The 25,322-nt window shown below is 72.2% G+C and carries 23 protein-coding genes and 1 pseudogene; 14 read left to right on the top strand and 10 right to left on the bottom strand.

The genetic code is table 11. The annotated features are described in order from the left end of the window. Positions 1–145: 145 nt before the first annotated feature. Positions 146–619, bottom strand: a pseudogene (locus tag HD596_RS63195) (Clp protease N-terminal domain-containing protein); the annotation flags it as partial. 72 nt (positions 620–691) lie between these two features. Here HD596_RS63195 and HD596_RS52860 point away from each other — a divergent pair. The 3 genes from HD596_RS52860 to HD596_RS52850 are packed head-to-tail and all read left to right on the top strand — an operon-like array spanning position 692 to position 2,950. Continuing rightward, positions 692–1,438, top strand: coding sequence for a hypothetical protein (locus HD596_RS52860; protein WP_185076994.1), 747 nt, complete (start codon positions 692–694; stop codon positions 1,436–1,438). Positions 1,439–1,492: 54 nt separating this feature from the next. After that, the gene (locus HD596_RS52855) at positions 1,493–2,362 is read left to right on the top strand and encodes an oxidoreductase (protein ID WP_185076993.1); all 870 of its coding nucleotides are present in this window, start codon (positions 1,493–1,495) and stop codon (positions 2,360–2,362) included. A gap of 12 nt (positions 2,363–2,374) precedes the next feature. Beyond that, complete coding sequence (locus HD596_RS52850; protein ID WP_221520017.1) at positions 2,375–2,950, top strand: TetR/AcrR family transcriptional regulator; 576 nt, start codon at positions 2,375–2,377, stop codon at positions 2,948–2,950. On the opposite strand, the gene HD596_RS52845 is transcribed toward HD596_RS52850, so the two are convergent. Beyond that, positions 2,939–3,685 carry a class I SAM-dependent methyltransferase gene (locus tag HD596_RS52845; protein WP_185076992.1) on the bottom strand — a complete coding sequence of 249 codons (747 nt, stop codon included), beginning with the start codon at positions 3,683–3,685 and terminating at the stop codon, positions 2,939–2,941. The two genes, HD596_RS52850 and HD596_RS52845, sit on opposite strands and share 12 nt — an antisense overlap. A gap of 99 nt (positions 3,686–3,784) precedes the next feature. Between HD596_RS52845 and add the strand changes: the two genes are divergently transcribed. After that, the gene (gene add, locus HD596_RS52840; RefSeq protein ID WP_185076991.1) at positions 3,785–4,798 is read left to right on the top strand and encodes an adenosine deaminase; all 1,014 of its coding nucleotides are present in this window, start codon (positions 3,785–3,787) and stop codon (positions 4,796–4,798) included. 49 nt (positions 4,799–4,847) lie between these two features. Here add and pgl read toward each other — a convergent pair whose 3' ends face one another. The 6 genes from pgl to tkt form a co-directional block, all read right to left on the bottom strand. Continuing rightward, entirely contained in the window at positions 4,848–5,621 is a 774-nt protein-coding gene (gene pgl / locus HD596_RS52835) for a 6-phosphogluconolactonase (RefSeq protein WP_185076990.1), read from the bottom strand. A gap of 33 nt (positions 5,622–5,654) precedes the next feature. Beyond that, positions 5,655–6,569 carry a glucose-6-phosphate dehydrogenase assembly protein OpcA gene (gene opcA, locus HD596_RS52830; RefSeq protein ID WP_185076989.1) on the bottom strand — a complete coding sequence of 305 codons (915 nt, stop codon included), beginning with the start codon at positions 6,567–6,569 and terminating at the stop codon, positions 5,655–5,657. Positions 6,570–6,639: 70 nt separating this feature from the next. Further along, complete coding sequence (zwf, locus tag HD596_RS52825; RefSeq protein ID WP_246555461.1) at positions 6,640–8,235, bottom strand: glucose-6-phosphate dehydrogenase; 1,596 nt, start codon at positions 8,233–8,235, stop codon at positions 6,640–6,642. A 1-nt stretch (position 8,236) separates the two neighbouring features. Beyond that, positions 8,237–9,850: a glucose-6-phosphate isomerase gene (locus HD596_RS52820; RefSeq protein WP_185079283.1), complete on the bottom strand. Its 1,614-nt coding sequence runs from the start codon at positions 9,848–9,850 to the stop codon at positions 8,237–8,239. Then, positions 9,850–10,941 carry a transaldolase gene (tal, locus tag HD596_RS52815; RefSeq protein WP_185076988.1) on the bottom strand — a complete coding sequence of 364 codons (1,092 nt, stop codon included), beginning with the start codon at positions 10,939–10,941 and terminating at the stop codon, positions 9,850–9,852. The genes HD596_RS52820 and tal overlap by 1 nt, the downstream gene beginning before the upstream one ends. A gap of 7 nt (positions 10,942–10,948) precedes the next feature. Further along, the gene (gene tkt, locus HD596_RS52810; protein ID WP_185076987.1) at positions 10,949–13,057 is read right to left on the bottom strand and encodes a transketolase; all 2,109 of its coding nucleotides are present in this window, start codon (positions 13,055–13,057) and stop codon (positions 10,949–10,951) included. A 248-nt stretch (positions 13,058–13,305) separates the two neighbouring features. On the opposite strand from tkt, the gene HD596_RS52805 reads away from it, so the two are divergent. Further along, the gene (locus HD596_RS52805; protein WP_185076986.1) at positions 13,306–14,250 is read left to right on the top strand and encodes a heme o synthase; all 945 of its coding nucleotides are present in this window, start codon (positions 13,306–13,308) and stop codon (positions 14,248–14,250) included. An 82-nt stretch (positions 14,251–14,332) separates the two neighbouring features. Continuing rightward, a complete protein-coding gene (locus HD596_RS52800) occupies positions 14,333–15,523 on the top strand; it encodes a PrsW family intramembrane metalloprotease (RefSeq protein WP_185076985.1) in 1,191 nt (396 codons plus the stop codon). Here HD596_RS52800 and HD596_RS52795 read toward each other — a convergent pair. Together HD596_RS52795 and HD596_RS52790 are read right to left on the bottom strand one after the other, a co-directional pair. Continuing rightward, positions 15,499–16,206, bottom strand: a complete 708-nt coding sequence (locus HD596_RS52795) for a SanA/YdcF family protein (protein ID WP_185076984.1) — start codon at positions 16,204–16,206, stop codon at positions 15,499–15,501. The two genes, HD596_RS52800 and HD596_RS52795, sit on opposite strands and share 25 nt — an antisense overlap. A 62-nt stretch (positions 16,207–16,268) precedes the next feature. Beyond that, on the bottom strand, positions 16,269–17,261 hold the full coding sequence (locus HD596_RS52790; protein WP_185076983.1) for a COX15/CtaA family protein: 993 nt from the start codon (positions 17,259–17,261) through the stop codon (positions 16,269–16,271). Positions 17,262–17,804: 543 nt separating this feature from the next. On the opposite strand from HD596_RS52790, the gene HD596_RS52785 reads away from it, so the two are divergent. The 8 genes from HD596_RS52785 to HD596_RS52750 are packed head-to-tail and all read left to right on the top strand — an operon-like array spanning position 17,805 to position 25,210. Then, a complete protein-coding gene (locus tag HD596_RS52785; protein ID WP_185076982.1) occupies positions 17,805–18,947 on the top strand; it encodes an NAD(P)/FAD-dependent oxidoreductase in 1,143 nt (380 codons plus the stop codon). Continuing rightward, a complete protein-coding gene (locus HD596_RS52780) occupies positions 18,944–19,186 on the top strand; it encodes a (2Fe-2S)-binding protein (protein WP_185076981.1) in 243 nt (80 codons plus the stop codon). Before HD596_RS52785 ends, HD596_RS52780 begins: the two co-directional genes overlap by 4 nt. Next, positions 19,183–20,580: an FAD/NAD(P)-dependent oxidoreductase gene (locus HD596_RS52775; protein ID WP_185076980.1), complete on the top strand. Its 1,398-nt coding sequence runs from the start codon at positions 19,183–19,185 to the stop codon at positions 20,578–20,580. The genes HD596_RS52780 and HD596_RS52775 overlap by 4 nt, the downstream gene beginning before the upstream one ends. 7 nt (positions 20,581–20,587) lie before the next feature. Then, positions 20,588–21,496 carry a dihydrodipicolinate synthase family protein gene (locus HD596_RS52770; protein WP_246555460.1) on the top strand — a complete coding sequence of 303 codons (909 nt, stop codon included), beginning with the start codon at positions 20,588–20,590 and terminating at the stop codon, positions 21,494–21,496. Beyond that, positions 21,493–22,494, top strand: a complete 1,002-nt coding sequence (locus HD596_RS52765; protein ID WP_185076979.1) for a proline racemase family protein — start codon at positions 21,493–21,495, stop codon at positions 22,492–22,494. The genes HD596_RS52770 and HD596_RS52765 overlap by 4 nt, the downstream gene beginning before the upstream one ends. Continuing rightward, positions 22,491–23,504, top strand: a complete 1,014-nt coding sequence (locus tag HD596_RS52760) for a proline racemase family protein (protein WP_185076978.1) — start codon at positions 22,491–22,493, stop codon at positions 23,502–23,504. The genes HD596_RS52765 and HD596_RS52760 overlap by 4 nt, the downstream gene beginning before the upstream one ends. After that, the gene (locus tag HD596_RS52755) at positions 23,501–24,493 is read left to right on the top strand and encodes an ornithine cyclodeaminase family protein (protein WP_185076977.1); all 993 of its coding nucleotides are present in this window, start codon (positions 23,501–23,503) and stop codon (positions 24,491–24,493) included. The genes HD596_RS52760 and HD596_RS52755 overlap by 4 nt, the downstream gene beginning before the upstream one ends. A 48-nt stretch (positions 24,494–24,541) precedes the next feature. Then, entirely contained in the window at positions 24,542–25,210 is a 669-nt protein-coding gene (locus HD596_RS52750) for a GntR family transcriptional regulator (protein WP_185076976.1), read from the top strand. The last annotated feature ends 112 nt before the right edge of the window (positions 25,211–25,322 follow it).

Raw genomic sequence — 25,322 nt, 5'->3', positions numbered from 1 at the left:
GCCGGTCGGCACGATGGTCTGAGCCTGGGCCCTCTTCGCGCGGCGGCTCTTCCGGCCGCTCGTCGGCCTGCGGCTGGATGCCCAGGTGGCGTTCGATGCGCTCCAGGCTCTCCTCGATGCGGGTGAGCCGCTCGCCCAGCACGGAGCCGCCGGCGAAGAACATCTCGGTGGGGCGCTCCTTGGATCCGCGGCCCACGCGGTCGATCAGGCGCTGCCGTACGTCCGCCAGGTCCGCGCCCGCGTCCACGAGCGCCTGCGCCGCCAGCCCCTCTCCCTCCCTGATCAGCCCGAGCAGGATGTGCTCGGTGCCGATGTAGTTGTGGCGCAGCTGCAGGGCCTCGCGCAGCGACAGCTCCAGGACCTTCTTGGCGCGCGGCGTGAAGGGGATGTGCCCGCTGGGCGACTTGGTGCCGTGGCCCACCTCGCGCTCGACGAAGGCGCGTACGTGGTCGAGCTCCACGCCGCAGCCGTCGAGCACGAGCGAGGCCAGCCCCTCGCCCTCGTGGATCAGGCCGAGCAGGATGTGCTCCGTGCCGATGTAGTTGTGGCTCATCATCCGCGCCTCCTCCTGGGCGAGGACGACGACCCGTCGCGCACGGTCGGTGAAGCGTTCGAACACGGGGGCCTCCGTTCGACTGCCACTGCCTCCACTATGCGCTACAAACCAGCGGATGTGGGGTATTTGTCCTGTGTGGATCTTGATGAGGTGGCCGGTCGGCTCTACGCGCTGCCGCCGTCCGAGTTCACCGCCGCGCGCGAGGCCGAGGCCCGCGCGGCCAAGGACGCGGGCGAGGCGGGGCTCGCCCGCGAGATAGCGAAGCTCCGCAAGCCCACGGTGTCCGCCTGGGCCGTGAACCGGGTCGCCCGCGAGCACCCCGACGAGCTGGCCGAGCTGCTCGACGTGGGGGAGCGGCTGCGCGCGGCCTGGCAGGAGCAGGACGCCGACGAGCTGGCCGAGCTGACCCGGCGCCGCGCCGGCGTCATGGGCAAGGTGGGCAGGCTCGTCCGGCAGGCGGGCGGCCTGTCGTCCGCGGCGGCGGCCGAGGTGGACCAGACGCTGGAGTCCGCCATCGTGGACGCCGACGCGGCCGGGCAGGTGCGCCGCGGCCGCCTGGCCAAGCCGCTCAGCTACAGCGGCTTCGCCCCCGCTCCCGCCCCGCGCGGGCGGCCCGCCAGGCGGCCGTCCCCCGAGGACGAGGCGAGGAAGCGCGAGGAGGCCGAGGCCAGGCGGGCCAAGGAGCGCGAGGAGGCCGAGGCCGCGCACCGGGAGTGGCAGGCGGCGCTGGAGTCCGCCGTGCGGGAGCACGACGAGCGCGCCGAGCGGGTGGCGGCGCTGGAGCGGAAGCTGGCCAAGGCCCGCAAGAGGCTCACCGAGAGCGAGCAGCGGCTGGAGGTCGCCCGGCGCGAGGAGCGGCACGCGCGGCAGAGATTGGGCTAGGGTGATGGTGTACGAAACGGTTTCGTACACCACGAGGAGACCCGAGGAGTGGCGATGACTGGCTGGACCCCTGACTCCATCCCCGACCTGACCGGCAGGACCGCCATCGTGACCGGCGCCAACAGCGGCATCGGCCGGCCCACCGCGCTGGAGCTGGCCAGGCACGGCGCCCGCGTCATCGTCGCCGCGCGCTCGCCCGAGAAGGGCGAGGCGACCGTGGCGGACATCCTGCGGGCGGTGCCCGGCGGCCAGGTCGAGTACGGCCGGCTCGACCTGGCGGACCTGGCCTCCATCAGGCGGTTCGCCGAGGGCGTCGACCAGGTGGACCTGCTGATCAACAACGCCGGCATCGGCCTGATCTCCCGCCAGGAGACCAAGGACGGCTTCGAGATGCAGTTCGGCACCAACCACCTGGGCCACTTCGCGCTGACGGGCCTGCTGCTGCCGCTCCTGCTGGCCGCCCCCGGCGCCCGCGTGGTCACGGTCTCCAGCGACGCGCACGCCTGGGGCAAGATCGACTTCGACAACCTCGACCTCAAGCGCGGATATCGCCGGATGAGCTCGTACGGACGCTCCAAGCTCGCCAACCTGCTCTTCACCCTGGAGCTCCAGCGGCGCGCTGAGAAGGCCGGTGCGGCCCTGACAAGCGTCGCCAGCCACCCAGGTGCGACCGCCACGAACATCGTCAAGATAGGGCCACTACAGCCTCTCGTGGGGGTGTTCCTCCAGTCGGCGGAGGCCGGCGCGATGCCCTCGCTCTACGCCGCGACCTCTCCCGACATCCATGGCGGCGAGTTCGTCGGTCCCAAGCTCAAGCTGCTCACGCCGTCGGACGCGGCCCGGTCGGAAGAGCTCGCCAGGCGGCTCTGGGACGTGTCGGCCGAGCTGACGGGCGTACGATTTGAGGAAATCGCCTACAGCTAGAAGGACGTGTACGTGGCTCCATTCGACCCCGAGCGTGAAAGGGCCATCCTTGACGCCACGATGGAGCTGCTGTCGGAGGTCGGCTACGACCGGATGTCGATCGACCAGATCGCCAAGCGGGCCAAGGCCAGCAAGGCGACCATCTACCGGCGCTGGCAGGGCAAGCCCGAGCTGGTGGTGGACGTCATCTGCAGGCGGTTCGACATGGACGGGCCGGAGGGCGCGGACACCGGGTCGCTCCGTGGCGATCTGGCCGCCGTCTTCCGCGGCCTGTGCGAGACGGTGGAGCGCAAGCACACCCTCATCATCGGCCTGTCCTCGACGTTGCTGTCCCACCAGGAGCTGGCGCGTACGCTGCGTGCGCATCTGCACGCGCGAGACTTCGACGCCGTGCGCGAGCCGGTGGAGCGGGCCGTCAAGCGCAGGGAGCTGGCCGGGCCCGTCGACGCCAGGCGGCTCTTCACGATCGCCGAGGCGCTGGTCTGGCATCGGATGATCTTCGCGGGGCCGCCGTTCGGGCCGGAGTTCGTGGCCGAGTCGGTCGACGGGGTGCTGATGCCGCTGGTGACCGCCTGGTCAACGGCCTGACCGGGCGGCGTGCGCCAGGTAGGCGCACACGGGGAAGCCCTCCCGCTCGTACGGGGCCGCCAGCCGGGTGTAGCAGGCCCTGATCCGCTCGACGGTCTCCGGCGGCTGCCTGGCGATCATCGCGAAGCGCGGGCCGCCCGCCTGCACGATGTCGTCCCACCAGGTGGCCAGGTCGACCCGGTGGCGCCAGCGCACCGGATCGACGGCCGCCGCCTCGAACCCCGCCGCCTCCAGCAGCTCGGTGAAGCGCCGCGGCGTGTCGTTGCCGGTGAACGGCCGGGCCGGCGGCTCGTAGGGGACCCCGGCGGCGGCGATGGCGTCGGCGAAGACGTTGGTGGCGGTCATCTCATCGGACTTCCACCAGGTCAGGGCGATGGTGCCGCCCGGGCGCAGCACGCGGTGGAGCTCCTTGAGCGCGCCGGCCGTGTCAGGCACATGATTGATGACGAAATTTCCGGCTATAGCGTCAAATTCCTCGTCATCGAAGGGGAGATCGGGGAGGACGGCCTGGCGGACCGTCGCGTACGGGTGGCGGCGCGCGGTCAGCTCCAGCATGCCGGGATCGGCGTCCACGGCCGTGACCTCGGCGCCTAACGCGAGCGCCGCCGAGGTGACCACGCCGGTGCCGCAGCCGACGTCGAGCAGGCGGGGCGCGCACGCCCGGTCGAGGAGGGGGCCGACGGTGTGGGAGCTCAGCTGGGCGAAGCCGCGATCGTACGCTTCGGCGTTGGTCACAGCCCTCAGCCTATCCCAGCCGCCGAACCTGACATTCTTCTGTGAGATTTCCCCATTAAGGCTATTTTTTCGGGAAATGTCGCTCGTATGGTCGTCGCCATGACCATCGACGCCTTCATCGACGCGCTCCCCAAGGTCGAGCTCCACGTGCACCTGATCGGCTCCGCCTCGGTCCCCACCGTGCTCGAGCTCGCCCGCCGCCACCCCGGCAGCGAGGTCCCCACCACGGAGGAGGAGCTGCGCCGCTTCTACACCTTCCGCGACTTCCCGCACTTCGCCCAGGTGTACCGGGCCGTCAACGCGCTCGTCAGGGAGCCGGAGGACGTGGCGACCCTCGTCCTCGGCCTGGCGCGCGACCTGGCCCCGCAGGGCGCCCGGTACGTGGAACTCCAGGTGACCCCGTACGCCCACCACGTCGTCGGCATGCCCATGCGCGAGGTGACGGAGGCGCTCGACCTGGCCGCCGCCCGTTCGATGGCCGATCACGGGGTGGAGATGGCATACATCTTCGACATCCCCGGCGAGTATGGCGAGGAGGCCGCCAAGGTGACCGTGGAGCACGCGCTCCAGGAACCTCCCGCCGCGCTGGTAGGTTTCGGGATCGGCGGCATCGAGCAGGAGCGCCCGAAATATCGGGACGCGTACCGTTCCGCGTTCTCGGCCGCCCGCGCCGCCGGCCTCCACAGCGTCCCGCACGGCGGCGAGATGAGCGGACCCGAGACGATCTGGGAGGTCATCGAGGGCTACGGCGCCGAACGCATCGGCCACGGCATCAACTGCCTCGCCGACCCGCGCCTGGTCGCCCACCTGCGCGACACCCAGCTCCCGCTGGACGTCTGCCCCACCTCGAACGTCTGCACCGGCCAGGTCGCCGACCTCGCCGGGCACCCGCTGCCGAGGATGCTGGAGGAAGGCCTGTACGTGACGCTGAACAGCGACGACCCGCCCATGTTCGCCACGACGCTGGCCGACGAGTACCGGGCCGCGGCCCGCGCCTTCGGCTTCGGCAAGCCGGAGCTGGCCCAGCTGGCCAGGAACGGCGTGCGGGCGTCGTACCTGGCCGAGGAGCGCAAGCAGGCGCTGCTCGAGGAGATCGACGACCTGGCCGGGTAGCGGACAGGGCGGGAACCACGCGGCCCCCGCCCTGCCCGCAACCAGGCACTCAGGGGGACGAGATGCGCCCCAGCTCCGGCGGGATCTTGCTCGCCGCCGCCCGGTCCAGCAGGAACAGCGTGCGCGCCCGCCCCCTGGCGCCCGAAGCGGGCACCTGGACGTGCCCCGAGTCCGACAGCGCCAGCCGGACGGCTCCCGACTTCTCCTCACCGGCCGCCACCACCCAGACCTCGCGCGCGGACTGGATGGCCGGCAGCGTCAGCGAGATGCGGGTCGGCGGCGGTTTCGGCGCGCCGTGGACGGCCACCACCGGGCGCGTGTCGTACAGCGCGGGCATGCCCGGGAACAGCGACGCCACGTGCGAGTCGGGCCCCATGCCGAGCAGCATCACGTCGAAGCCGGGCACGGGACCGTGGTCCTCCGGCCGGGCCGCCCTGCGCAGCTCGGCCGCATAGGACTCGGCCGACTCCTCGGCCGTCAGACCCGAGTCGGGGCCGAGCATGACGTGGACCCGCTCCGGGTTGACGTCCACGTGGTCGAGCAGGGCCTCCCGGGCGCCGGTCTCGTTGCGTTCCTTGTCGCCGGAGGGCACGAAGCGCTCGTCGCCCCACCAGATGTCCAGCCGGCGCCAGTCGACGGCGTCGCGGGCGGGGGTCGCGGCGATCGCCGCCAGCGTGGCGATGCCGACCGTGCCGCCCGTGAGCACGATCGAAGCCGACCCCTTGGCCGACTGCACGTCGACCAGGCGGGTGATGATCCGCGCCGCCACGGCATTGGCCAGCACGTCGGCGTCGCGGTGGACGACCACGCTGGGAACGCTCACAGGTACTACTTTCTCAGCCACTGCGGTCCCACGTCATCCCTTGTACGTGCGTGCGAACCGCTTGACCGCGGCCTCGTAGATCTCGTCGGGGTCGAGCCTGCGCAGCTCCTCCGCCATCAGCTCGGCGGTCTGGCGCCGGGCCAGGGCCACGTTCCGGTCGGGCTGGCCCGGCCGCGACAGCGTGGCCAGGCGGGCGTCGTGCCGCGCCACGGTCAGCTCGCCGTCGTTGAGCTGCAGGCGCACCGCCGTCAGCCCGGGGCCGGAGGAGTCGACGACCTTGACCGGGGCGCCGAGCCGGTCCGACAGCCAGGCGGCCAGCAGCGGCGCGCTCGGGTTGCCGGGAGAGGCCTCCACCACGCCCTTGCGGACCTTGCCCACCGGCTGGTCGAACGCGGCCGCCAGCAGGCTGCGCCACGGCGTCAGCCGGGCCCAGGCCAGGTCGGTGTCGCCGCGGGAGTATCCCTTGGCCCTGGTCACCAGCGACTTGACGCCGCCGTCGTCGAAACCCCTGGCGTCGGTGATGCGGCGCTGCGCGAGGGCGCCGACCGCGTCCTTGGCCGGGACGTCGGGCGCCGCGCCCGGCCACCACACCACGACGGGCGTGTCGGGCAGCAGGAGCGGGCTGACCACGGAGTCGGCGTGCTGGGTCAGCTCGCCGTACAGGCGCAGGACCACGACCTCGCCGGGCGTGGACTCGCCGATGCGCAGCTCCGCGTCCAGCCTGATCGGCTCGTCGGCCTCACGGTTGATCACGACGATGATGCGCGACGGGTGCTCGCGGGCCGCGTCGGTGGCCGCGCGCAGCGCGTCGTACTGGTGGCGCTCCTCGCAGACCACCACGAGCGTCAGCACCATGCCGATGGCGGGCGCGCCCATCTGGTGGCGCAGATGCGTGAACTGCGCCGAGATCTTCCCCGCCGTCGTGTCCGACAGCATGAAAGTAGTCACGAGCCCTCCTTCGTCGGTCTCGTGACCATAGTAGTGCTGTGTTTATTGGTGCTCTCGCTACGCTCGATCACTAGAGTCGCCTCCAAACGCGGCCGTCGCGGGCCATCATCGCGTCGGCCGACGGCGGCCCCCACGAACCGGACTCGTAAGGCTCGGGCTGGCCCTGCGTGGCCCAGAACTCCTCGATCGGGTCGAGGATCTTCCACGACAGCTCGACCTCCCGCTGGTGCGGGAAGAGCGGCGGGTCGCCGATCATCACGTCGAGCAGCAGCCGCTCGTACGCCTCCGGGGACGACTCCAGGAACGACTCGCCGTAGGCGAAGTCCATGGAGACGTCCCGGACCTCCATCGCGGTCCCCGGCACCTTCGAGCCGAACCGCACGGTGATGCCCTCGTCCGGCTGGACCCGCACCACCAGCGCGTTCTGGCCCAGGATCTCGGTGTCGTCCTTGCTGAAGGGCAGGTGCGGCGCCCGCTGGAAGACCACGGCCACCTCCGTCACCCGGCGGCCCAGCCGCTTGCCGGTGCGCAGGTAGAACGGCACGCCCGCCCACCGGCGGTTGGCGATCTCCAGCTTGACGGCCGCGTACGTCTCGGTCGTGGACTCCGGCGAGATGCCGTCCTCCTGCAGGTAGCCGACCACCTTCTCGCCGCCCTGCCAGCCGGCGGAGTACTGGCCCCGCGCCGTGTTCAGCGCCAGGTTGCCCGGCAGCCGCACGGCCTTGAGCACCTTCTCCTTCTCCCGCCGCAGCGCCGAGGCGTCGAACGAGGTCGGGTCCTCCATGGCGACCAGCGCGAGGAGCTGGAGCAGGTGGTTCTGGATCACGTCGCGGGCCGCGCCGATGCCGTCGTAGTAGCCCGCGCGCCCGCCGATGCCGATGTCCTCGGCCATGGTGATCTGCACGTGGTCGACGAAGCCGCGGTTCCAGATGGGCTCGTAGAGGTTGTTGGCGAACCGCAGCGCCATGATGTTCTGGACGGTCTCCTTGCCCAGGTAGTGGTCGATCCGGAAGATCGAGCTCTCCGGGAAGGCCGAGGTGGTGATCTCGTTCAGCTCGTGGGCCGACTTGAGGTCGTGCCCGAACGGCTTCTCGATGACCACGCGGCGCCACGACCCCTCGGGCGCGTCGGCCAGCCCGGTCCGCTTGAGCTGCTCCACCACCACGGGGAAGAACTTCGGCGGCACCGACAGGTAGAACGCGTAGTTTCCGCCCGTGCCCCGGGTCTCGTCGATCTCAGCCAGCGCCATGGCCAGCGCGTCGAACGCCCCGTCGTCGGAGAACTCGCCGGGCACGAAGTGGATGCCCTCGCGGATCTGCTTCCAGACCTCCTCGCGGAAGGGCGTCCTGGCGTGCGCCTTGACGGCGTCGTGCGTCAACTGGGCGAAATCCTGGTCTTTCCAATCGCGCCGGGCGAAGCCGACCAGCGAGAAGCCGGGCGGCAGCAGCCCCCGGTTGCCCAGGTCGTAAATCGCCGGCAACAGCTTGCGCTTGGCCAGGTCACCCGTCACGCCGAACAACACCATCACACACGGTCCCGCAACCCGCGGCAGCCGCTTGTCGCGCGGATCGCGCAGCGGGTTGGCGGCGGCCACCTCCTCGGTGGTGGCGGTGCCCGCGACGGCGGCCGCGACGGCCTCCTCCACGGGTGCTGCCGGGTCAGTCATGTCAAGCCTCCTGTGCTGCTGCGAGCAAGCGCGCGACACCCGCCGCGCGATCGGTCAAATGCAGTCGTACGGCGGGCCGGCCGCGGGTCTCGAGCGCCCCCAGGTCGCCGAGCGCCTGTGCCAGCTGGAGCCGCCCCAGCGTGTACGGCCGGCCGGGGACCGGCACGTCCTCGGCCACCGCGCCGGTGATCTGCAGGAACACCCCGTTCTGCGGCCCGCCCTTGTGGTATTGCCCCGTCGAGTGGAGCAGGCGCGGCCCCCACCCGAACGTCACCGGCCGGTTCGTGCGCAGCGCGAGCAGCGCCCGCAGCGTCGCCGGGTCGGCCATCATCCAGGCGTCGGTCATCTGCTCGAAGTCGGCCCCCTCGGGCACCGGGGCGTCGAAGGCCGCCATCCGGTCCAGGAAGGCCATGATCGACAGATAGCCGTCCGCCGGGATCGCGTTCAGCAACTCGGCGAACAGCCCGGGCAGGTCCCGGGCCGTGGCCCCGCCGTACACCTCGACGGGCCCGTCCACGAACGCCGGCGCGCCGGCCGGCAGGTCGGGCAGGGCCAGCAGCGCCGCGGTGTTCTCCTTCGACTCGGCCACGTTCGGCTGGTCGAACGGGTTGATCTCCAGGAGCAGCCCCGCCAGGGCGGTGGCGTACTCCCAGACCAGGAACTGCGCGCCCAAAGGCCCGTCCACGCGCACGTCCCCGAGGTCGGTCTCGATGGCGACGACCAGCTCGTCGCCGCTCTCGTTGGGGTCGGCGCCCACGACGGGCAGGATCCCCCTGCCCTGCTTGCCGGTGGACTCGGCCACGAGCTGCTCGATCCAGTCGGGCAACCCGGTGATGGCCGAGAGCTGGTCCTCCAGCAGCAGCTTGTCGCGCCCGGCCAGCGCCGCGCCGCCGAGCGCGGCACCCAGGTCGAGCCCGGGGTTGCCGGTGTCGCGCGACAGCAGCGGCAGCACCTCCCCGGCCTCGTCCAGCAGCCGCGCCACGTCGGCGCCCGCCAGCGCGCTGGGCACCAGCCCGAACGCCGACAGCGCCGAGAAGCGGCCGCCGACGTCCGGCTGGGCGAGCACCAGGTCGTAACCGGCCTCCACGGCCCGCTTCTCCAGCGGCGAGCCCGGGTCGGTGACGACCACGACGCGGCCGGCGGGGGCCAGGCCCGCGTCGGTGAACAGCCGCTCGTAGATCCGCAGCAGGGAGTCGGTCTCCACGGTCGAGCCGCTCTTGCCGGCCACGACCAGCACCGTGGCGTCGAGCTGCTCGCCCAGCGCGCGCCGCACCTGCCCCGGGTCGGTCGTGTCCAGCACGGTGAGCGGCACGTCGGCGGTCGCGCAGATGACCTCCGCCGCCAGCGACGAGCCGCCCATCCCGGCCAGCACCACGTTGGTCAGGCCCGCGGCGCGGGCCCGCTCGACGAGCCCGCCCAGCACGGGCAGCAGCTCGCGAGAGTAGCGGGGCAGGGTCAGCCAACCGAGCCTGACCGCCGCCTCCCGCTCGGCGTCCTCACCCCACAGCGTGGGGTCGCCGGCGGCGAGCCGCGCGGGCACGCCGTCGGCGACGAGGCGCCCCGCGACGGAGGAAGCGGCCGAGGCCACCCCCTCCTCGCGGTAGGAAACCTCCATCACGGAACCAGGTTCTTGGTGACGCTCTCGAGCAGCTCGTTCCAGGACGCCTCGAACTTCTCGACGCCCTCGTCCTCCAGCACCTTCACCACGTCGTCGTAGTCGATGCCGGCCTCCTTGAGGGCGGCCATGGTGTTCCAGGCCTGCTCGTAGAAGGGGCGCACCGTGTCGCCGGTGACGTTGGCGTGGTCGCCGGTCGCGTCGAGCGTCTTCTCCGGCATCGTGTTGACGGTGCCGGGGGCGACGAGCTGGTCGACGTACATGGTGTCGGAGTAGTCGGGGTTCTTGACGCCGGTCGAGGCCCACAGCGGCCGCTGCGGACGGGCGCCCGCCGAGCGCAGGCGCTGCCAGCGCTCGGAGTTCATCACGTCCTCGTACGCCGCGTAGGCCAGGCGCGCGTTGGCGATGCCCGCCTTGCCCTTCAGCTCCGGCTTGCCCGCCTTGTCGAGCCGCTTGTCGATCTCGGTGTCGACGCGGCTGACGAAGAACGAGGCCACCGACTCGATCGAGGCGAGGTTGAGGCCCTTGGCCTGCGCCGCCTCGAGGCCGGCGAGCCAGGCGTCCATGACCGCGCGGTAGCGCTCGAGGGAGAAGATCAGCGTGACGTTGACGCTGATGCCCTCCGAGAGCGCCTGCGTGATCGCGGGCAGGCCCTCGACCGTGGCCGGGATCTTGATGAACAGGTTGGGCCTGTCGACCATCCACCACAGCGCGCGGGCCTCGGCGACCGTCTTCTCGGTCTCGCGGGCCAGGCGCGGGTCCACCTCCAGCGACACGCGGCCGTCCACGCCGCCGGTGGCGTCGTAGACGGGGCGCAGCACGTCGGCGGCCCAGCGGATGTCGTAGGTGGTGATGGCGCGCACGGCCTCGCCCACTTCCACGCCGCGTACGGCGAGGTCGTGGAGCTGGGAGTTGTAGGCGTCGCCCTTGCTGAGCGCGTTGGCGAAGATCGTCGGGTTGGAGGTCACCCCGACGACGTTCTTCTCGCGGATCAGCTGCTCCAGGTTGCCGGTGCGCAGTCGCTCACGGCTGATGTCGTCGAGCCAGATGGCAACGCCCTGGCCGGACAGGTTCTTGAGGATCTCGCTCATCTCTTCTTCAGTTTCCCGTCGTCTCGCCCTTTTCCTGACCAAGCTTGGCCAGGCTCGCATGTGCCGCCGCCGCGACGCGCTCCGCCGTCAACCCGAACAGCTCGTACAGAGTCTTGTACGGGGCGGACGCACCGAAGTGTTCGAGACCGACCACTTCGCCGCATTCGCCGACGAACTCGTGCCAGCCGAGCGCGACGCCGGCCTCGACAGCGACCCGAGCCCGGATCGACGAAGGCAGAACCGTCTGCCTATATGCGATGTCCTGCCCCTTGAACCATTCGACACACGGCATCGACACGACCCGCGTCGGGATGCCCTTGCCCTCCAGCAGCTCGCGGCCCGCCAGCGCGATCTCCACCTCGCTGCCGGTGGCGATGAGGATGACCTTGGGCTGGCCGTCGGAGGCCTCGCGCAGGATGTAGCCGCCGCGGGCCACGCCCTCGGCGCTGGTGCCCTCCACGACCGGCAGGTTCTGCCTGGTCAGCGCCAGGGCGGCGGGCCGGTCGGTGTGCTTGAGCACGGTCTTCCAGGCGTAGGCCGTCTCGTTGGCGTCGGCCGGGCGTACCACGTCGAGGCCGGGGATCGCGCGCAGCGCCCACAGGTGCTCGATCGGCTGGTGGGTGGGGCCGTCCTCGCCGAGGCCGATGGAGTCGTGCGTCCACACGTACGTGACCGGCAGCTTCATCAGCGCGGCCAGGCGCACCGACGGGCGCATGTAGTCGGAGAAGACCAGGAAGGTGCCGCCGTACGGGCGGGTGCCGCCGTGCAGGGCGATGCCGTTGAGGATGGCGCCCATGGCGTGCTCGCGGATGCCGAAGTGCAGCGTGCGGCCGTAGCGGTTGCCGGGGAACTCCTTGGTCTGGAACTCCTCGGGGATGAAGGACGGCTCGCCCTTCATCGTGGTGTTGTTCGACTCCGCCAGGTCGGCCGAGCCGCCCCACAGCTCCGGCAGCACCGGCGCCAGCGCGCTGAGCACGTCGCCGGACGCCTTGCGGGTCGAGATCGACGCGCCCGCCTCGAACGACGGCAGCGCCCTGGCCCAGCCGTTGGGCAGCTCGCGCTGGGAGATGCGGTCGAACTCCTCGGCGCGCTCGGGCTGGGCCAGCCGCCACTCGGCGTAGCCCTTGTCCCACTCGGCGTGCTCGGCGCGGCCGCGCTGGGCGACGCCGCGCGCGTGCTCCAGCACCGCGGCCGGGACGTCGAACGTCTTGGCCGGGTCCATGCCGAGGACTTCCTTGGTGGCGGCGACCTCCGCCTCGCCCAGGGCCGAGCCGTGGATCTTGCCGGTGTTCTTCTTGTTCGGGGCCGGCCAGCCGATGATCGTGCGCAGCCGGATGAACGACGGCCGGTCGGTCTCCGCCTTGGCCGCCTGCAGCGCGTCGTAGAGCGCCTGGACGTCCTCGGCGTACTCGCCGGTCTCGGTCCAGTCGACGCTCTGGGTGTGCCAGCCGTAGGCCTCGTAACGCTTGACCACGTCCTCGGACTTGGCGATCAGCGTGTCGTCCTCGATGGAGATCTGGTTGTCGTCCCACACGACGATGAGGTTGCCCAGCTTCTGGTGGCCGGCGAGGGAGCTGGCCTCGTGGCTGATGCCCTCCTCGATGTCGCCGTCGCTGACCAGGCACCAGATGTGGTGGTCGAACGGCGAGGCGCCGGCCTCGGTGTCGGGGTCGAACAGGCCGCGCTCGCGGCGGGCCGCCATCGCCATGCCGACCGCGTTGCCCAGGCCCTGGCCGAGCGGGCCCGTCGTGGTCTCGACGCCCGCCGTGTGGCCGTACTCGGGGTGACCGGGCGTCAGGCTGTCCCACTGGCGCAGCCGGCGCAGGTCGTCGAGCGTGAGGCCGTAGCCGGACAGGTAGAGCTGGATGTAGAGCGTCAGGCTCGAGTGGCCGCACGACAGCACGAAACGGTCGCGCCCGGCCCACTTCGGATCGGTCGGATCGTGACGCATCACACGCTGGAACAGCAGGTATGCGGCGGGAGCCAGGCTCATGGCGGTGCCGGGGTGACCCGAGCCCGCCTTCTCCACTGCGTCCATCGCCAGGGCTCGAACGACGTCGACCGCCTGCTTGTCCAGGTCGGTCCATTCGAGGGCTGGCACGAGTTCGGTGCTCAAGTGCTCGATCTCCGGAATCTAGTTGTCATTGATTGGCTATCCCGCCCACACGGGACCCTAACCGAGTGGAGCCGGCGAACGATTCCCATCCCACCCGCACGGGTCCATGTGCGGCGCAAGCCCCCCATTGGCCGGACCGGCCGTCCCTGCGACTACAGTTTGTTTGTTCGCAGGGGCGTCACGGCGCCCACCCATGGATCCGCTCTAATCAGAGGTTACGCGTTGACTCCGCACAGGCTGGAAGCGCCTTGACGGTGCTGACCAACAGGCAGGCGACGGCCCGATCTCCGCAGGTGGAGGGGCCGCGCTCGATCGGCATGATCGTCAAGGCCTACATCGCGCTCACCAAGCCGCGGATCATCGAGCTGCTGCTGATCACGACGCTGCCGGTGATGTTCCTGGCGGCGGGCGGCCTGCCGCCGCTGTGGACGTCGATCTCGGTCATGGTGTTCGGCACCCTATCGGCGGGCAGTGCCAACGCGCTCAACTGCTACGTGGATCGCGACATCGACCAGAAGATGCGCCGCACCCGCCGCAGGCCGCTGGCCAGGCACCAGGTCTCGCCGCGGGGCGCGCTGGTCTTCGGGATCGTGCTCGGCGTGCTGTCCCTGGTGGGCCTGTGGGTGACCACCAACTGGCTGGCCGCGATGCTGTCCACCGGGGCGATCCTGTTCTACGTGCTCGTCTACTCGATGATCCTGAAGCGCCGCACGGCCCAGAACATCGTGTGGGGCGGCATCGCGGGCTGCATGCCGGTGATGATCGGCTGGGCGGGCATCACCGAGCGGCTCGACTGGGCGCCGCTGGTGCTGTTCGGGGTGGTGTTCTTCTGGACGCCGCCGCACACCTGGACGCTGGCCATGCGCTACAAGGAGGACTACGCGGCGGCCAAGGTGCCCATGCTGCCCGTCGTGGCCACCGAGCGGCGGGTGATCCTGGAGTCGATCGCCTACACGTGGGCGACCGTGCTGTGCTCGCTGGCGCTGTGGCCGGTGGCCGGCACCACGCTGTTCTACCCGATCGTGGCCGCCGTGCTCGGCGCCATGTGCCTGTGGGAGGTCCACCGCCTGCTGGCCCGGCTCAACGCCGGCAAGAGCGGCGTCGACCTGCGCCCCATGCGCTTCTTCCACTGGTCCAACGCCTACCTGGCGCTGCTGTTCCTGGCGGTGGCCATCGACCCGCTGCTGGCGTGACCGTCATGCGGCCGCGTGTCCGGAGGGTGACGCTGTCTTGACCGGCACGGACCCCGGCCCTCTGATCCGTTAAAGTCACCGTATGGCGACCCGTGATCCACGCTGGGTGTTGAAGGACCGCCCGTCATTCGCGTTGATCATCGGGCTCGTCCTCACCGGAGTCTGCGCTCTGGTCTCGTTCTCCTTCGACGTGCTCAACGGCGCTCCGGTGCAGTTCTTCATCGCGCTCATGCTGGCGCTCGCGCCGGTGCCGCTGCTGCTGGCGGCCGTGCTGGCGCTCGACCGGATGGAGCCGGAGCCGCGCAGCAACCTGATCTTCGCCTTCGCGTGGGGCGCGGGCGTCGCGGTGCTGGTCGCCGGTCTGATCAACTACCTCAACCTGCACTACATCATCGACACCGCCAAGCTGTCGGAGGCCAGCGCCCGCAACGTCGCGGCCACCTTCGGCGCGCCCGTGGTGGAGGAGACGATGAAGGGGCTGGTGCTGCTCGGGCTGCTCAGGTTCCGCAGGGCCGAGCTCGACGGCCCCACCGACGGCATCATCTACGCCAGCATGGTCGGGCTCGGCTTCGCCATGAGCGAGAACGTCAGCTACTACCTCGCCGCGCTGTCCAACTCCGGCGTCAAGGGGCTGGCGGTCACCGTGGTGCTGCGCGGCATCCTGTCGCCGCTGGCCCACCCGCTGTTCAGCTCCATGATCGGCGTCGCGGTCGCCTACGCCGCCCGGCGCGAGGGCCCCGAGCGGGTCTTCTACATCCTGGCGGGCTGGTCGGGCGCGATGATCCTGCACGGCCTGTGGAACGGCCTGGCCTCCTACGGCGGCTTCCCCGGGCTCGTGGTGGCCTACCTGGCGCTGCTGGCGGTGCTGATCGTGCTCATCGGCGTGGTGTTCAAGGACCGGCGGCGCATCGTGGCCCTCATCCAGCGCTACCTGCCGCCGTACGAGCCGACCAAGCTGGTCACCCAGGCCGACATCTACATGCTGTCGACGTTCCCCAGGCGGCGCCAGGCCAGGCAGTGGGCCAAGGCCCACGGCGGCAAGCGCGGGCTGCGCGCCATGCGCGACTACCAGCTGGCCGCCACCGAGCTGGGCCTGCTGCACGAGCGGGCGGCCCGCCACATGGTCGACGAGCAGGGCTTCCACGAGGAGCAGCGGGCGCTGCTGGAGTGCATGAGCACGGCCCGGGCGGACTTCCCGGTGCCGACGGCGCACGCCAGGTCGGTCGCGCGGGGCACCCCGCCGCCCGGCTACGCCCCCGGCGCGCCGGGCTGAGCCAGGATGGTCGTCAGGGAGACCTCGCGCGGGCCGGGATAGACCGGGTCGGAGTGGAGCACCATCGCGTCGGCGAACCCCTTGGCGGTGGCGAGCAGCTCCCGGGTCGCGTAGGCGTAGGTGGGCATGGCGAACTCCCTGGTCGAGTCGTCACCCACCCCGAACGCCTCCAGACCGGCCGTCCGGCACAGCGTCACGGCCCTGGGCAGGTGGAACTCCTGCGTCACGACCGTCACCTGCCGCGCCCCGAACACCTTGCGCGCCCGCACGCACGAGTCCCACGTGTCGAACCCCGCGTAGTCCAGCACCATCACCTGGTCCGGCACGCCTCTGCGGAGCAGGTAGTCGCGCATGGCCGTGGGCTCGTCGTACTCCTTGCGGCTGTTGTCGCCCGACAGCAGCAGGGCCCGTACCTTGCCCGTCCGGTAGAGCTCGGCGGCGATGTCGAGCCGGTGGGCCAGCATCGGCGTGGGCTGCGTGCCGTACAGGCCCGCGCCCAGCACCAGCGCGGCCTGCGCCGTGGGCACCCGTCCGAGCCAGCCGTCGCCCACGGCCGTCACCCGGTGCGCCGAGCTGCCGAGCCAGGCCCACGTCATGGGCGCCAGGGAGAGCACGCTGATCAGCACCAGGCCCTGGTACGCGCGCCGCAGGGCCTTCCGAGTGGGGCGGACATTCCTTAACAAATCACACCCTCCAGGGGGTGGGGGAGTGGCGGACCGATCCCCTCATACCCTGGCATATCCCCTCAGACGGCGGCGGGTGCTCCGGCGGCTTCGGTGGGGGAGTGGTCGGCGGGGGCGGCCTGCGGGGAGCGGGTGCGCAGCGAGGTGACGACCCTGAGCGCCGCGATCCAGACCAGCGTGGAGCCGAGCACGTGCAGCAGCACCAGCGCGGCAGGCACGGCCAGGAAGTACTGCGTGTAACCGATCACGCCCTGGCCCAGCTCCACGGCCAGCAGCGCCAGCGCCGCCCGCCGCGCGGGCCGCGGCGCGTTGCTCACGTGCAGGGCGAACAGCAGCGCGAACGTCAGCCCCACCACGACGTACGCGACGTCGGCGTGCAGCCGGGCCACGGCCTCGATGTCGAGGTCGAAGCGGGAGGCCATCTCGTCGCCCGAGTGCGGGCCCGTGCCGCTCACCCCGACCCCGACCACCAGCAGCGCGAACACGGCCGCGAGCAGCGCGTAGCCGAGCCTGCGGATGTCGCGGTGGGTCACCCGCCGCGCCGGGCCGTCGCCCTCGCCCGCCCGCGCGTACAGCATCCAGCAGGCGGCGACCAGGCCGATGGAGATGAGGAAGTGCATGCCGACCGTGAACGGGTTGAGCATCGTGCTGACCACCAGGCCGCCCCACAGCGCCTGGGCCAGGACGCCCGCCGGCTGCAGCAGCGCCAGCGCCAGCAGCGAGCGCCTGCGCGGCGCCAGCCGGAACGCCGCGAGCACGCACGCCACGCCCACCGCCAGCACCAGGAACGTCAGCAGCCGGTTGCCGAACTCGACGAGCATGTTGAGCATCGACACCTCGGGGTGCGCGACCGGGATGAAGCTGTCCGGCGTGCACTTGGGCCAGGTCGGGCAGCCCAGCCCGGAACCGGTGACGCGCACGCCCGCGCCCGTCACCGCGATGCCCGCGTTGACCACCACGGACGCCATCGCCCAGGCCCGCATCGACCGCGTCGTGGGCGCCCAGGTCAGCAGTCGGCGCAGGTGGCGGTTGGGGTGGTCGGTGGGTAGCTTCACGCCATCGATGGTACGGGCCCACCCACCCGGTCCCACCACCGGTCACCCCACCCCCACGACGGGTCGCCCGGCCGTCCTCCTGGACCCCGTCCGGAAGGCCGGCGAGGCGAGGCGTGCCGCGCCGTCGAGTGTGCGGTGGGGCACGTCGGCCATTCCTGGGGGCCCTCGGCCGAAGCCCGGCGGGGTGGCGCCGTGGGGCGTGTCGCGCGGGTAAGGGCCGTCGCGTGGCGGGCGTGGCGCGAAGCGTGCGGGGGCGGCACGTCGGCCATCCCTTCCGATGGGACCCCGGCCGAAGTGCGGCGGGACGTCGCGCCGGTGCTCCCGGCCGCCCTCCTCGAAGGGACCCCGGCCGAAGTGCGGTGGGGTGCTTTGGGTGTCCCTCCGCCAAGGGGGAGGCGGGCCGGAGGCCGGGGAGGTGGTGGCAGGGGGACGGTGGGTAGCGGCGGGGGAAGGGGGTGCGGGCGGTGGTGTTGTCCGGCCGGTGGAAAGGGCCTTCTCAAGAGAGCGAGGTATGTGACATATTACAGACCTGGGAGGTGATGGATGTCCGACGTCATCGTGGTCGGCGCCGGAGTCGTGGGCGCCGCATGCGCCTACTACGCCGCGCGCGCCGGTCTCGACGTGACCGTGGTCGACCGCGGCCCCGTGGCGGGCGGCACGACCGGCTCGGGCGAGGGCAACGTGCTGGTGTCCGACAAGGAGCCGGGCCCCGAGCTGGAGCTGGCGCTGCTGTCCAACCGGCTCTGGCGCTCGCTGGCCGACCTCGGCGGGTTCGAGTTCGAGCCCAAGGGCGGCCTGGTGGTCGCCGAGACCGGGGAGGTCCAGCGGCAGCTCGCCGAGCTGGCCGCCAAGCAGGACGTGGAGCACACCCTGGTGCCCGGCGAGTCGCTGCGCGACTACGAGCCGCACCTGGCCGAGGGACTGGCCGGCGGGGTCTACTACCCCGAGGACGCCCAGGTGCAGCCCATGCTGGCCGCCGCGCGCCTGCTCAGGCACGGCGCGGAGAGCTTCGGCCACGGGACGCTCCGGCTGCGCCTCGGGGCGGCCGTGACCGGCTTCATCCGGAAAGGGGACCACGTCGCCGGCGTGCGTACCTCCCAGGGCGACGTGCTCGGCGACGCGGTGATCAACGCGGCGGGCACCTGGGGCGGCGAGGTGGCCGCGCTGGCGGGGGTCGATCTGCCGATCCTGCCCAGGCGCGGCTTCATCCTCGTCACCGAGCCGCTGCCGGAGCCGCTGATCAGGCACAAGGTCTACACCGCCGCCTACGTCACGAACGTGGCCAGCGACTCGGCGGGCCTGGAGACCTCGGCGGTCGTGGAGGGCACGCCCGCGGGCACCGTGCTCATCGGGGCCAGCAGGGAGCGGGTCGGGTTCGACCGGACGACGTCGGTGCCGGTGCTCGCCCGCCTGGCCGAGCAGGCCGTGGCGCTGTTCCCCGCGCTGCGCGAGGTGCGGGCCATCAGGTCGTACTGCGGCTTCCGGCCGTACTGTCCCGACCACCTGCCCGTCATCGGCGCCGACCCGCGCGTTCCCGGGCTCTATCACGCCTGCGGGCACGAGGGGGCGGGCATCGGGCTCGCCCCGGCTACCGGTCACCTGCTCGCGCAGGTGCTCACCGGCTCCCCGACCGACCTGGACCTGCGGCCCTTCCGGCCGGATCGCTTCGCGGAGGAGTCCTCTTGACGTTCCACATCACGATCGACGGGCGTCCGGTCCCCGTCGTGCCCGGGCAGACGATCGGGGCGGCGCTGCACGCGGCCGGGGTGCGGTCGTGGCGCAGCACCCGCTTCGGCGGGCGGCCCCGCGGGCTGTTCTGCGGGATCGGGGTCTGCTTCGACTGCCTGATCTCGGTCAACGGGCGGGCGCCCGAGCGGGCCTGCCTGGTGGAGGCCGCGCCCGGTGACGAGGTGACGACGTCATGACGTACGACCTGGTGGTGGTCGGCGGCGGGCCCGCGGGGGTGGCCGGCGCGCTCACGGCGGCGCTGGCCGGACTGCGGGTGGCGCTCCTTGACTCTTCCGCACGGCTCGGCGGCCAGTACTTCCGCCACGCCGCCGACCCCAAGCCCGCGCCCGGCCTGGACCGGTTCCTGCGGCAGGCGCGGGCCCTGGACGGCCGCGCCGACGTGCTGCTGCGGCACCAGGTGTGGAGCGTCAGCCGCGAGCCCGGCGGGGACCTGGCCGTGCGCTGCGTCACGCGGGAGGCGGGCGCCGCGGAGCGGCAGGCCGTCCTGCGGGCGCGGCGGCTGCTGATCGCGACCGGCGCGCACGACCGGCCGCTGCCGTTCCCCGGGTGGGACCTGCCCGGCGTCCTGACCGCCGGCGGCGCGCAGGCGCTGCTCAAGGGCAACGGCGTCGTGGCGGGCAGGCGGATCGTCGTCTCCGGCACCGGCCCGTTCCTGCTGCCCGTGGCCACCGGGCTGGCCGGGGCGGGGGCGCGGGTGCTCGGGGTGCTGGAGGCGAACGGCGGGCTCGGGCTGGCCAGGCATCCGCTGCTGGCCCTGGGCAAGGCCGGGGAGGCCGCCGGCTACGCCGCGAGCCTGGCCAGGCACCGCGTGCCGTACCGGACGCGCCAGGCGGTGGTCGCGGCGCACGGCGAGCGCGAGGTGGAGGCCGTCACCGTGGCCCGCCTCGACCAGGAGTGGAACGTTCTCGCCACCCGCGTCGTCGAGTGCGACACGGTGGCCGTCGGGTACGGGTTCGTGCCGCAGATCGACCTGGGCACCCAGCTCGGCTGCGCCACCCGCAACGACGTGGACGGCAGCCCGGTGCTCGACGTGGACGCCGCCCAGCGCACCTCCGTCCCCGGGGTCTGGGCCGCCGGGGAGCCCACGGGCGTGGGCGGCTGGGTCCTGTCCGAGACGGAGGGCCGCATCGCCGGCCGCGCCGTGGTGGCCGACGCGCGGTCCTCGGACACGGAGTCAGGGCTGCTGCTGCGCCGCCGGGAGCGCGGGCGGGCGTTCGGGGAGGCACTGCAGCGGGCCTACCCCGTCAAACCCGGCTGGCAGGGCTGGCTGCGCGACGACACGCTGGTGTGCCGCTGCGAGGAGGTGCCGCTGGCCCGCGTACGCGAGGCGCAGGACCTCGGCGCCACCGACGCGCGCTCGATCAAGCTGCTGGCCAGGCCCGGCATGGGCTGGTGCCAGGGCCGCATCTGCGGCTACGCCGTTTCCTGCCTGGCGGGGGAGCCGCAGCGGCCGCCCCGCCGCCCCATCGCCCAGCCCGTCACCCTCGGCGCCCTGGCCGAGCTTCCCGACGGCGAGCTTCCCGACGTTTCCGATGTTTCCGACTTGCCCGACGTTCCCCGCGCCCACTGACCTTGACATGGAGGACTTCCCAATGGACAACCGCACCAAGCCCTGGCACGGCATCATGGTGGCCACCGCGCTGCCCCTGCGCGACGACCTTTCCGTCGACTACGACGGCTACGCCGACCACTGCCGCTGGCTGGTCGAGAACGACAGTGACGGCGTCGCCGTCAACGGTTCGCTGGGCGAGTACCAGACGCTCACCTCGCAGGAGCGGGCCAAGGTGGTCGAGACCGCCGTCGCGGCCGTCGGTGGGCGCAGGGTGATGGCCGGAGTGGGCGCGTACGGCGCCGCGGAGTCGCGCCGGTGGGCCGAGCAGGCGGCCGAGGCCGGCTGCGGCTCGGTGCTCCTGCTGCCGCCCAACTCCTACCGCGCCGACGAGCGGGCCGTCATCGCGCACTACCGCGAGGTCGCCAAGGCGGGCCTGCCCGTCGTGGCCTACAACAACCCGTACGACACCAAGGTCGACCTGACCCCCGCGCTGCTGGCCAAGCTGCACGAGGAGGGGCTGATCGTGGCGGTCAAGGAGTTCAGCGGGGACGTGCGGCGCGCGTACGAGCTGGCCGAGCTGGCCCCCGAGCTGGACCTGCTGATCGGCTCCGACGACGTGCTGCTCGAGCTCGCCGTGGCCGGGGCGGTGGGCTGGATCGCCGGCTACCCCAACGCGCTGCCCGTCTCCAACGCCGCGCTCTACCGCGCCGCCGTCGCCGGCGACCTGGAGACCGCGCTGCCTCTTTACAGGACCCTGCACCCCCTGCTGCGCTGGGACTCCAAGACGGAGTTCGTCCAGGCCATCAAGCTGTCCATGGACCTCGCCGGCCGCCACGGCGGTCCGTGCAGGCAGCCCAGGCAGCCGCTGACGGACGAGCAGGCCGCTATCGTGCGAGCGGCGACCGAGAAGGCACTGGCAGAAGGGCTGCGATGAGGACAAAGCGCGTTTTCCACGCCGTCGACTCCCACACCGAGGGCATGCCCACCCGCGTCATCACCGGCGGGATAGGCGTGATCCCGGGCGCGAGCATGGCCGAGCGGCGCGTCTACTTCCGCGACAACCTCGACCACATCCGCACCCTGCTGATGACCGAGCCGCGCGGCCACTCCGCCATGAGCGGCGCCATCCTGCAGCCGCCGACCAGGCCGGACGCGGACTACGGCGTGCTGTTCATCGAGGTGTCGGGGCTGCTGCCGATGTGCGGGCACGGCACCATCGGCGTGGCCACCGTGCTCGTCGAGACGGGCATGGTCGAGGTCGTGGAGCCGGTCACCACCGTGCGCCTGGAGGTGCCGGCCGGGATCGTCGAGGTGGACGTGGCCGTCGAGGACGGCCAGGCCATGTCGGTGACGCTGCGCAACGTGCCCTCCTACAGCGACCGGCTCGACGCCGTCGTGAAGGTGCCGGGGTTCGGGGAGATCCCGTACGACCTCGCGTACGGCGGCAACTTCTACGCCGTCGTCGACCTCGACTCCTACGGCCTGCCCTTCGACCGCAGGGCCAAGAACGAGATCATCGCGGCGGGCCTGGCCACCATGGAGGCGATCAACGCGGAGGACGAGCCCGTCCACCGCGAGGACGACCGCATCCGCGGCTGCCACCACGTCTACTTCACCGCCCCCGGCTCGGACGCCCACCACTCGCGGCACGCGATGGCCATCCACCCGGGCTGGTTCGACCGCTCGCCGTGCGGCACCGGCACCAGCGCGCGGATGGCGCAGCTGCACGCCAGGGGCGAGCTGCCGCTCGGCCGGGACTTCGTGAACGAGTCGTTCATCGGGACCCGCTTCATCGGGCGGCTGCTGGAGGAGACCACCGTGGGCGGCGAGCCGGCCGTCGTGCCCTCGATCACCGGCCGCGCCTGGGTCACCGGCACCGCCCAGTACTTCCTGGACCCGCGTGACCCGTTCCCCGCCGGGTTCGAGCTGTGAGCGAGCGTGACGAGCGTGGTCCCGGCCCGGCCGGGACCACGGTCACGACGACCGACTACCACACGGGCGGGGAGCCGTTCCGGATCGTGACCGGCGGCGTGCCCGAGATCCCCGGGGCGGACGTGCTCTCGCGCCGCTCCACCGCCGCCGCCGACCCCCGGTTCGACGGCGTGCGGCGGCTGCTGTGCCAGGAGCCGCGCGGCCACGCCGACATGTACGGCTGCTTCCTCGTCCCGCCCAACGACCCGGGGGCCGCGTTCGGGGCGCTGTTCTGGCACAAGGACGGGTTCTCCACCGCCTGCGGCCACGGCACCATCGCGCTCGGCGCCTACGCCGTGCACGAGGGGCTGGTGGCCGCCGACCCCGACGGGGAGACGGACGTGGTGATCGACGTGCCGTCGGGGCGCGTCACGGCGCGGGTGCGCTGCTCCGGGGGCAAGGTGAGCGGGGTGACGTTCGTCAGCGTGCCGTCGTACGTGGTGGCGCGCGGCGTGGCCGCCGGCAGGACCAAGGTCGACCTCTCGTACGGCGGCGCGATCTACGCGTCGCTGCCCGCCGCGGCGGTGGGCCTCTCCGTGGCGCCCGCGAACCTGACGGCGCTCATCGGCCACGCCTGCCGCATCAAGGCCGACCTGGCGGACCATCCGGCCGCCCGGCACCCGTCCGACGACCGGCTGTCCGGCGTCTACGGCGTGATCTTCTACGACGAGCTGCCGGACCGGGACGGGGCGGCGCACCAGCGGAACGTGACGGTCTTCGCCGACGGGGAGGTGGACCGCTCGCCCTGCGGGTCGGGCACGGCGGCGCGGATGGCGCTGCTGCACGACTCGGGGCTGCGCGCGCCCCTGATCCACGACAGCGTCGTGGGGAGCACCTTCCTGGCGCGGGTGGCCGAGGTGCTCGACGAGGGGGTCGTCCCGGAGATCGAGGGCATGGCCTACCGGACCGGGCGGCACGTCTTCGAGCTCGATCCCGACGATCCGATGGGTACAGGGTTCACGCTGCGATGACCGGACTGCCATATCTCGACGCCGCCACAATGGAGCGGCTGGTGCCGATGGGGCGCGCCGTACGGATCCTGGAGGACGCCCTGCGCGCCGGGCTCGACCCCGAGGCCACGCCGCAGCGGCCGATCGTGGACCTGCCGGCCGGGCAGCTCCTCCTCATGCCCGCCGCGGCCGGACGGTACGCGGGGGTCAAGGCCGTCACCATCGCGCCCGGCAACCCCGATCGCGAGCTGCCCCGGATCCAGGGGACGTACCTGCTGTTCGACGGCGACACCCTGACCCCGCTCGCGGCCCTGGACGGGATCGCGCTCACCTCCCTGCGCACGCCCGCCGTCTCGGCGCTGGCCGTCAGCCACCTGGCGGACGGGGAGGCCCGGCGGCTGGTGGTGTTCGGGAGCGGCCCGCAGGCGTGGGGTCACGTGCTCGCGCTGCGGGAGGTGCGCCCCATCGAGGACGTGACCGTGGTCGGGCGCGACCAGGGCCGCGCGGAGGCGCTCGCGGGCCGCTGCCGGGCGCTCGGCCTGACCGCCCGCGCCCTGCCCCCGTCCGACTCGGCGCGAGCACTGGCCGGGGCCGACGTCATCGTGTGCTGCACGACGGCGAGGGAACCGCTGTTCCCCGGTAAGCTCGCCCGCGACGGCGTCACCGTCGTCGCGGTCGGGTCGCACGAGCCCGGCGCCCGCGAGCTCGACGGCGACCTCGTCGCCCGCGCCACCGTGGTCGTCGAGGCCAGGGCGGCCGCCCTGGAGGAGGCGGGCGATCTGCTCATCCCGATCCGCGAGGGCACGATCACCGCTGGTCATCTCGCGGGCAACCTCGCCGATCTCGTCGCGGGTCGGGTGGTCGCCGGCACGGGGCCGCGCGTGTTCAAGAGCACGGGCATGGCCTGGGAGGACCTCGTGGTCGCGGCCGCCGCGTACGAGGCGTGGAGATCTCATGAGAAATCTGCGAAGCGGCCTGCCGCTGCGGCCTCGCCCGAGGTGCCACAGTAGGGCGGCAGGCTGATGAGCAGATTTCTTGTGAGTAAGAGAGGAGATTGGATGGCTGCCGAGGACCGGCTCGACCTGCCGATGGTGGGGGAGCGGCAGAGCCTGCGCGAGCAGGTCGCGCACGCGCTGCGTGCCGCGCTGATCACCGGCGAGATGCGGCCGGGAGTGGTCTACTCCGCGCCGGTGCTGGCCGCCCAGTTCGGCGTCTCGGCCACGCCGGTGCGCGAGGCCATGCTCGACCTGGCCAAGGAGGGCCTGGTCGAGGCGGTGCGCAACAAGGGCTTCCGGGTGACCGAGCTGTCCGACCGCGACCTCGACGAGCTCACCGAGATCCGCCAGCTGATCGAGGTGCCCACCGTGGCCCGGCTGGCCGGCGGTGCGCGGGAGGAGGAGTTCGAGCGGCTCAGGCCGGTCGCCGAGGAGATCGTCTCGGCCGCCGAACGCGGTGACCTGCTCGCGTACGTGGACGCCGACCTGCGCTTCCACGTCGAGCTGCTGACCCTGGCGGGCAACGCCCACCTGGTCGAGGTGGTGCGCGACCTGCGCAACAGGGCCAGGCTCTACGGCCTGTCCCAGCTCCGGGAGCGCGACGTGCTGGGCGAGTCGGCCAGGGAGCACCTGGCGCTGCTCGACGCCCTGAAGAGCGGCGACCGCCAGGCCGTCCAGCACCTCATGACGGAGCACATCGGCCACGTGCGGGGGATCTGGGCCGAGCACTGAGGGGAGACTCGTCCGTTTTTCTCCCACTAAGTTCTGACATTTGGGGACCGCGCGGACGGGGATGGCGGTACTCTCGTCTCGGGTCGAAAGAGCGACGCACCAAGCGTCCGCC

The sequence above is a fragment of the Nonomuraea jabiensis genome (assembly GCF_014204795.1).
In the GTDB taxonomy this organism is placed as follows: domain Bacteria; phylum Actinomycetota; class Actinomycetes; order Streptosporangiales; family Streptosporangiaceae; genus Nonomuraea; species Nonomuraea jabiensis.
Note: the sequence above shows the minus strand (reverse complement) of the source record. Positions and strands in the feature narration are given on the sequence as shown.

Coding starts and splice junctions, on each gene's coding strand:
- HD596_RS52855 (WP_185076993.1), top strand. CDS start 1,493: ATGACTGGCTGGACCCCTGACTCCATCCCCGACCTGACCGGCAGGACC.
- HD596_RS52750 (WP_185076976.1), top strand. CDS start 24,542: ATGGCTGCCGAGGACCGGCTCGACCTGCCGATGGTGGGGGAGCGGCAG.
- HD596_RS52775 (WP_185076980.1), top strand. CDS start 19,183: ATGACGTACGACCTGGTGGTGGTCGGCGGCGGGCCCGCGGGGGTGGCC.
- tal (WP_185076988.1), bottom strand. CDS start 10,941: ATGAGCGAGATCCTCAAGAACCTGTCCGGCCAGGGCGTTGCCATCTGG.
- add (WP_185076991.1), top strand. CDS start 3,785: ATGACCATCGACGCCTTCATCGACGCGCTCCCCAAGGTCGAGCTCCAC.
- HD596_RS52800 (WP_185076985.1), top strand. CDS start 14,333: ATGGCGACCCGTGATCCACGCTGGGTGTTGAAGGACCGCCCGTCATTC.
- HD596_RS52770 (WP_246555460.1), top strand. CDS start 20,588: ATGGAGGACTTCCCAATGGACAACCGCACCAAGCCCTGGCACGGCATC.
- HD596_RS52765 (WP_185076979.1), top strand. CDS start 21,493: ATGAGGACAAAGCGCGTTTTCCACGCCGTCGACTCCCACACCGAGGGC.
- HD596_RS52785 (WP_185076982.1), top strand. CDS start 17,805: ATGTCCGACGTCATCGTGGTCGGCGCCGGAGTCGTGGGCGCCGCATGC.
- HD596_RS52755 (WP_185076977.1), top strand. CDS start 23,501: ATGACCGGACTGCCATATCTCGACGCCGCCACAATGGAGCGGCTGGTG.
- HD596_RS52820 (WP_185079283.1), bottom strand. CDS start 9,850: ATGGAGGTTTCCTACCGCGAGGAGGGGGTGGCCTCGGCCGCTTCCTCC.
- zwf (WP_246555461.1), bottom strand. CDS start 8,235: ATGACTGACCCGGCAGCACCCGTGGAGGAGGCCGTCGCGGCCGCCGTC.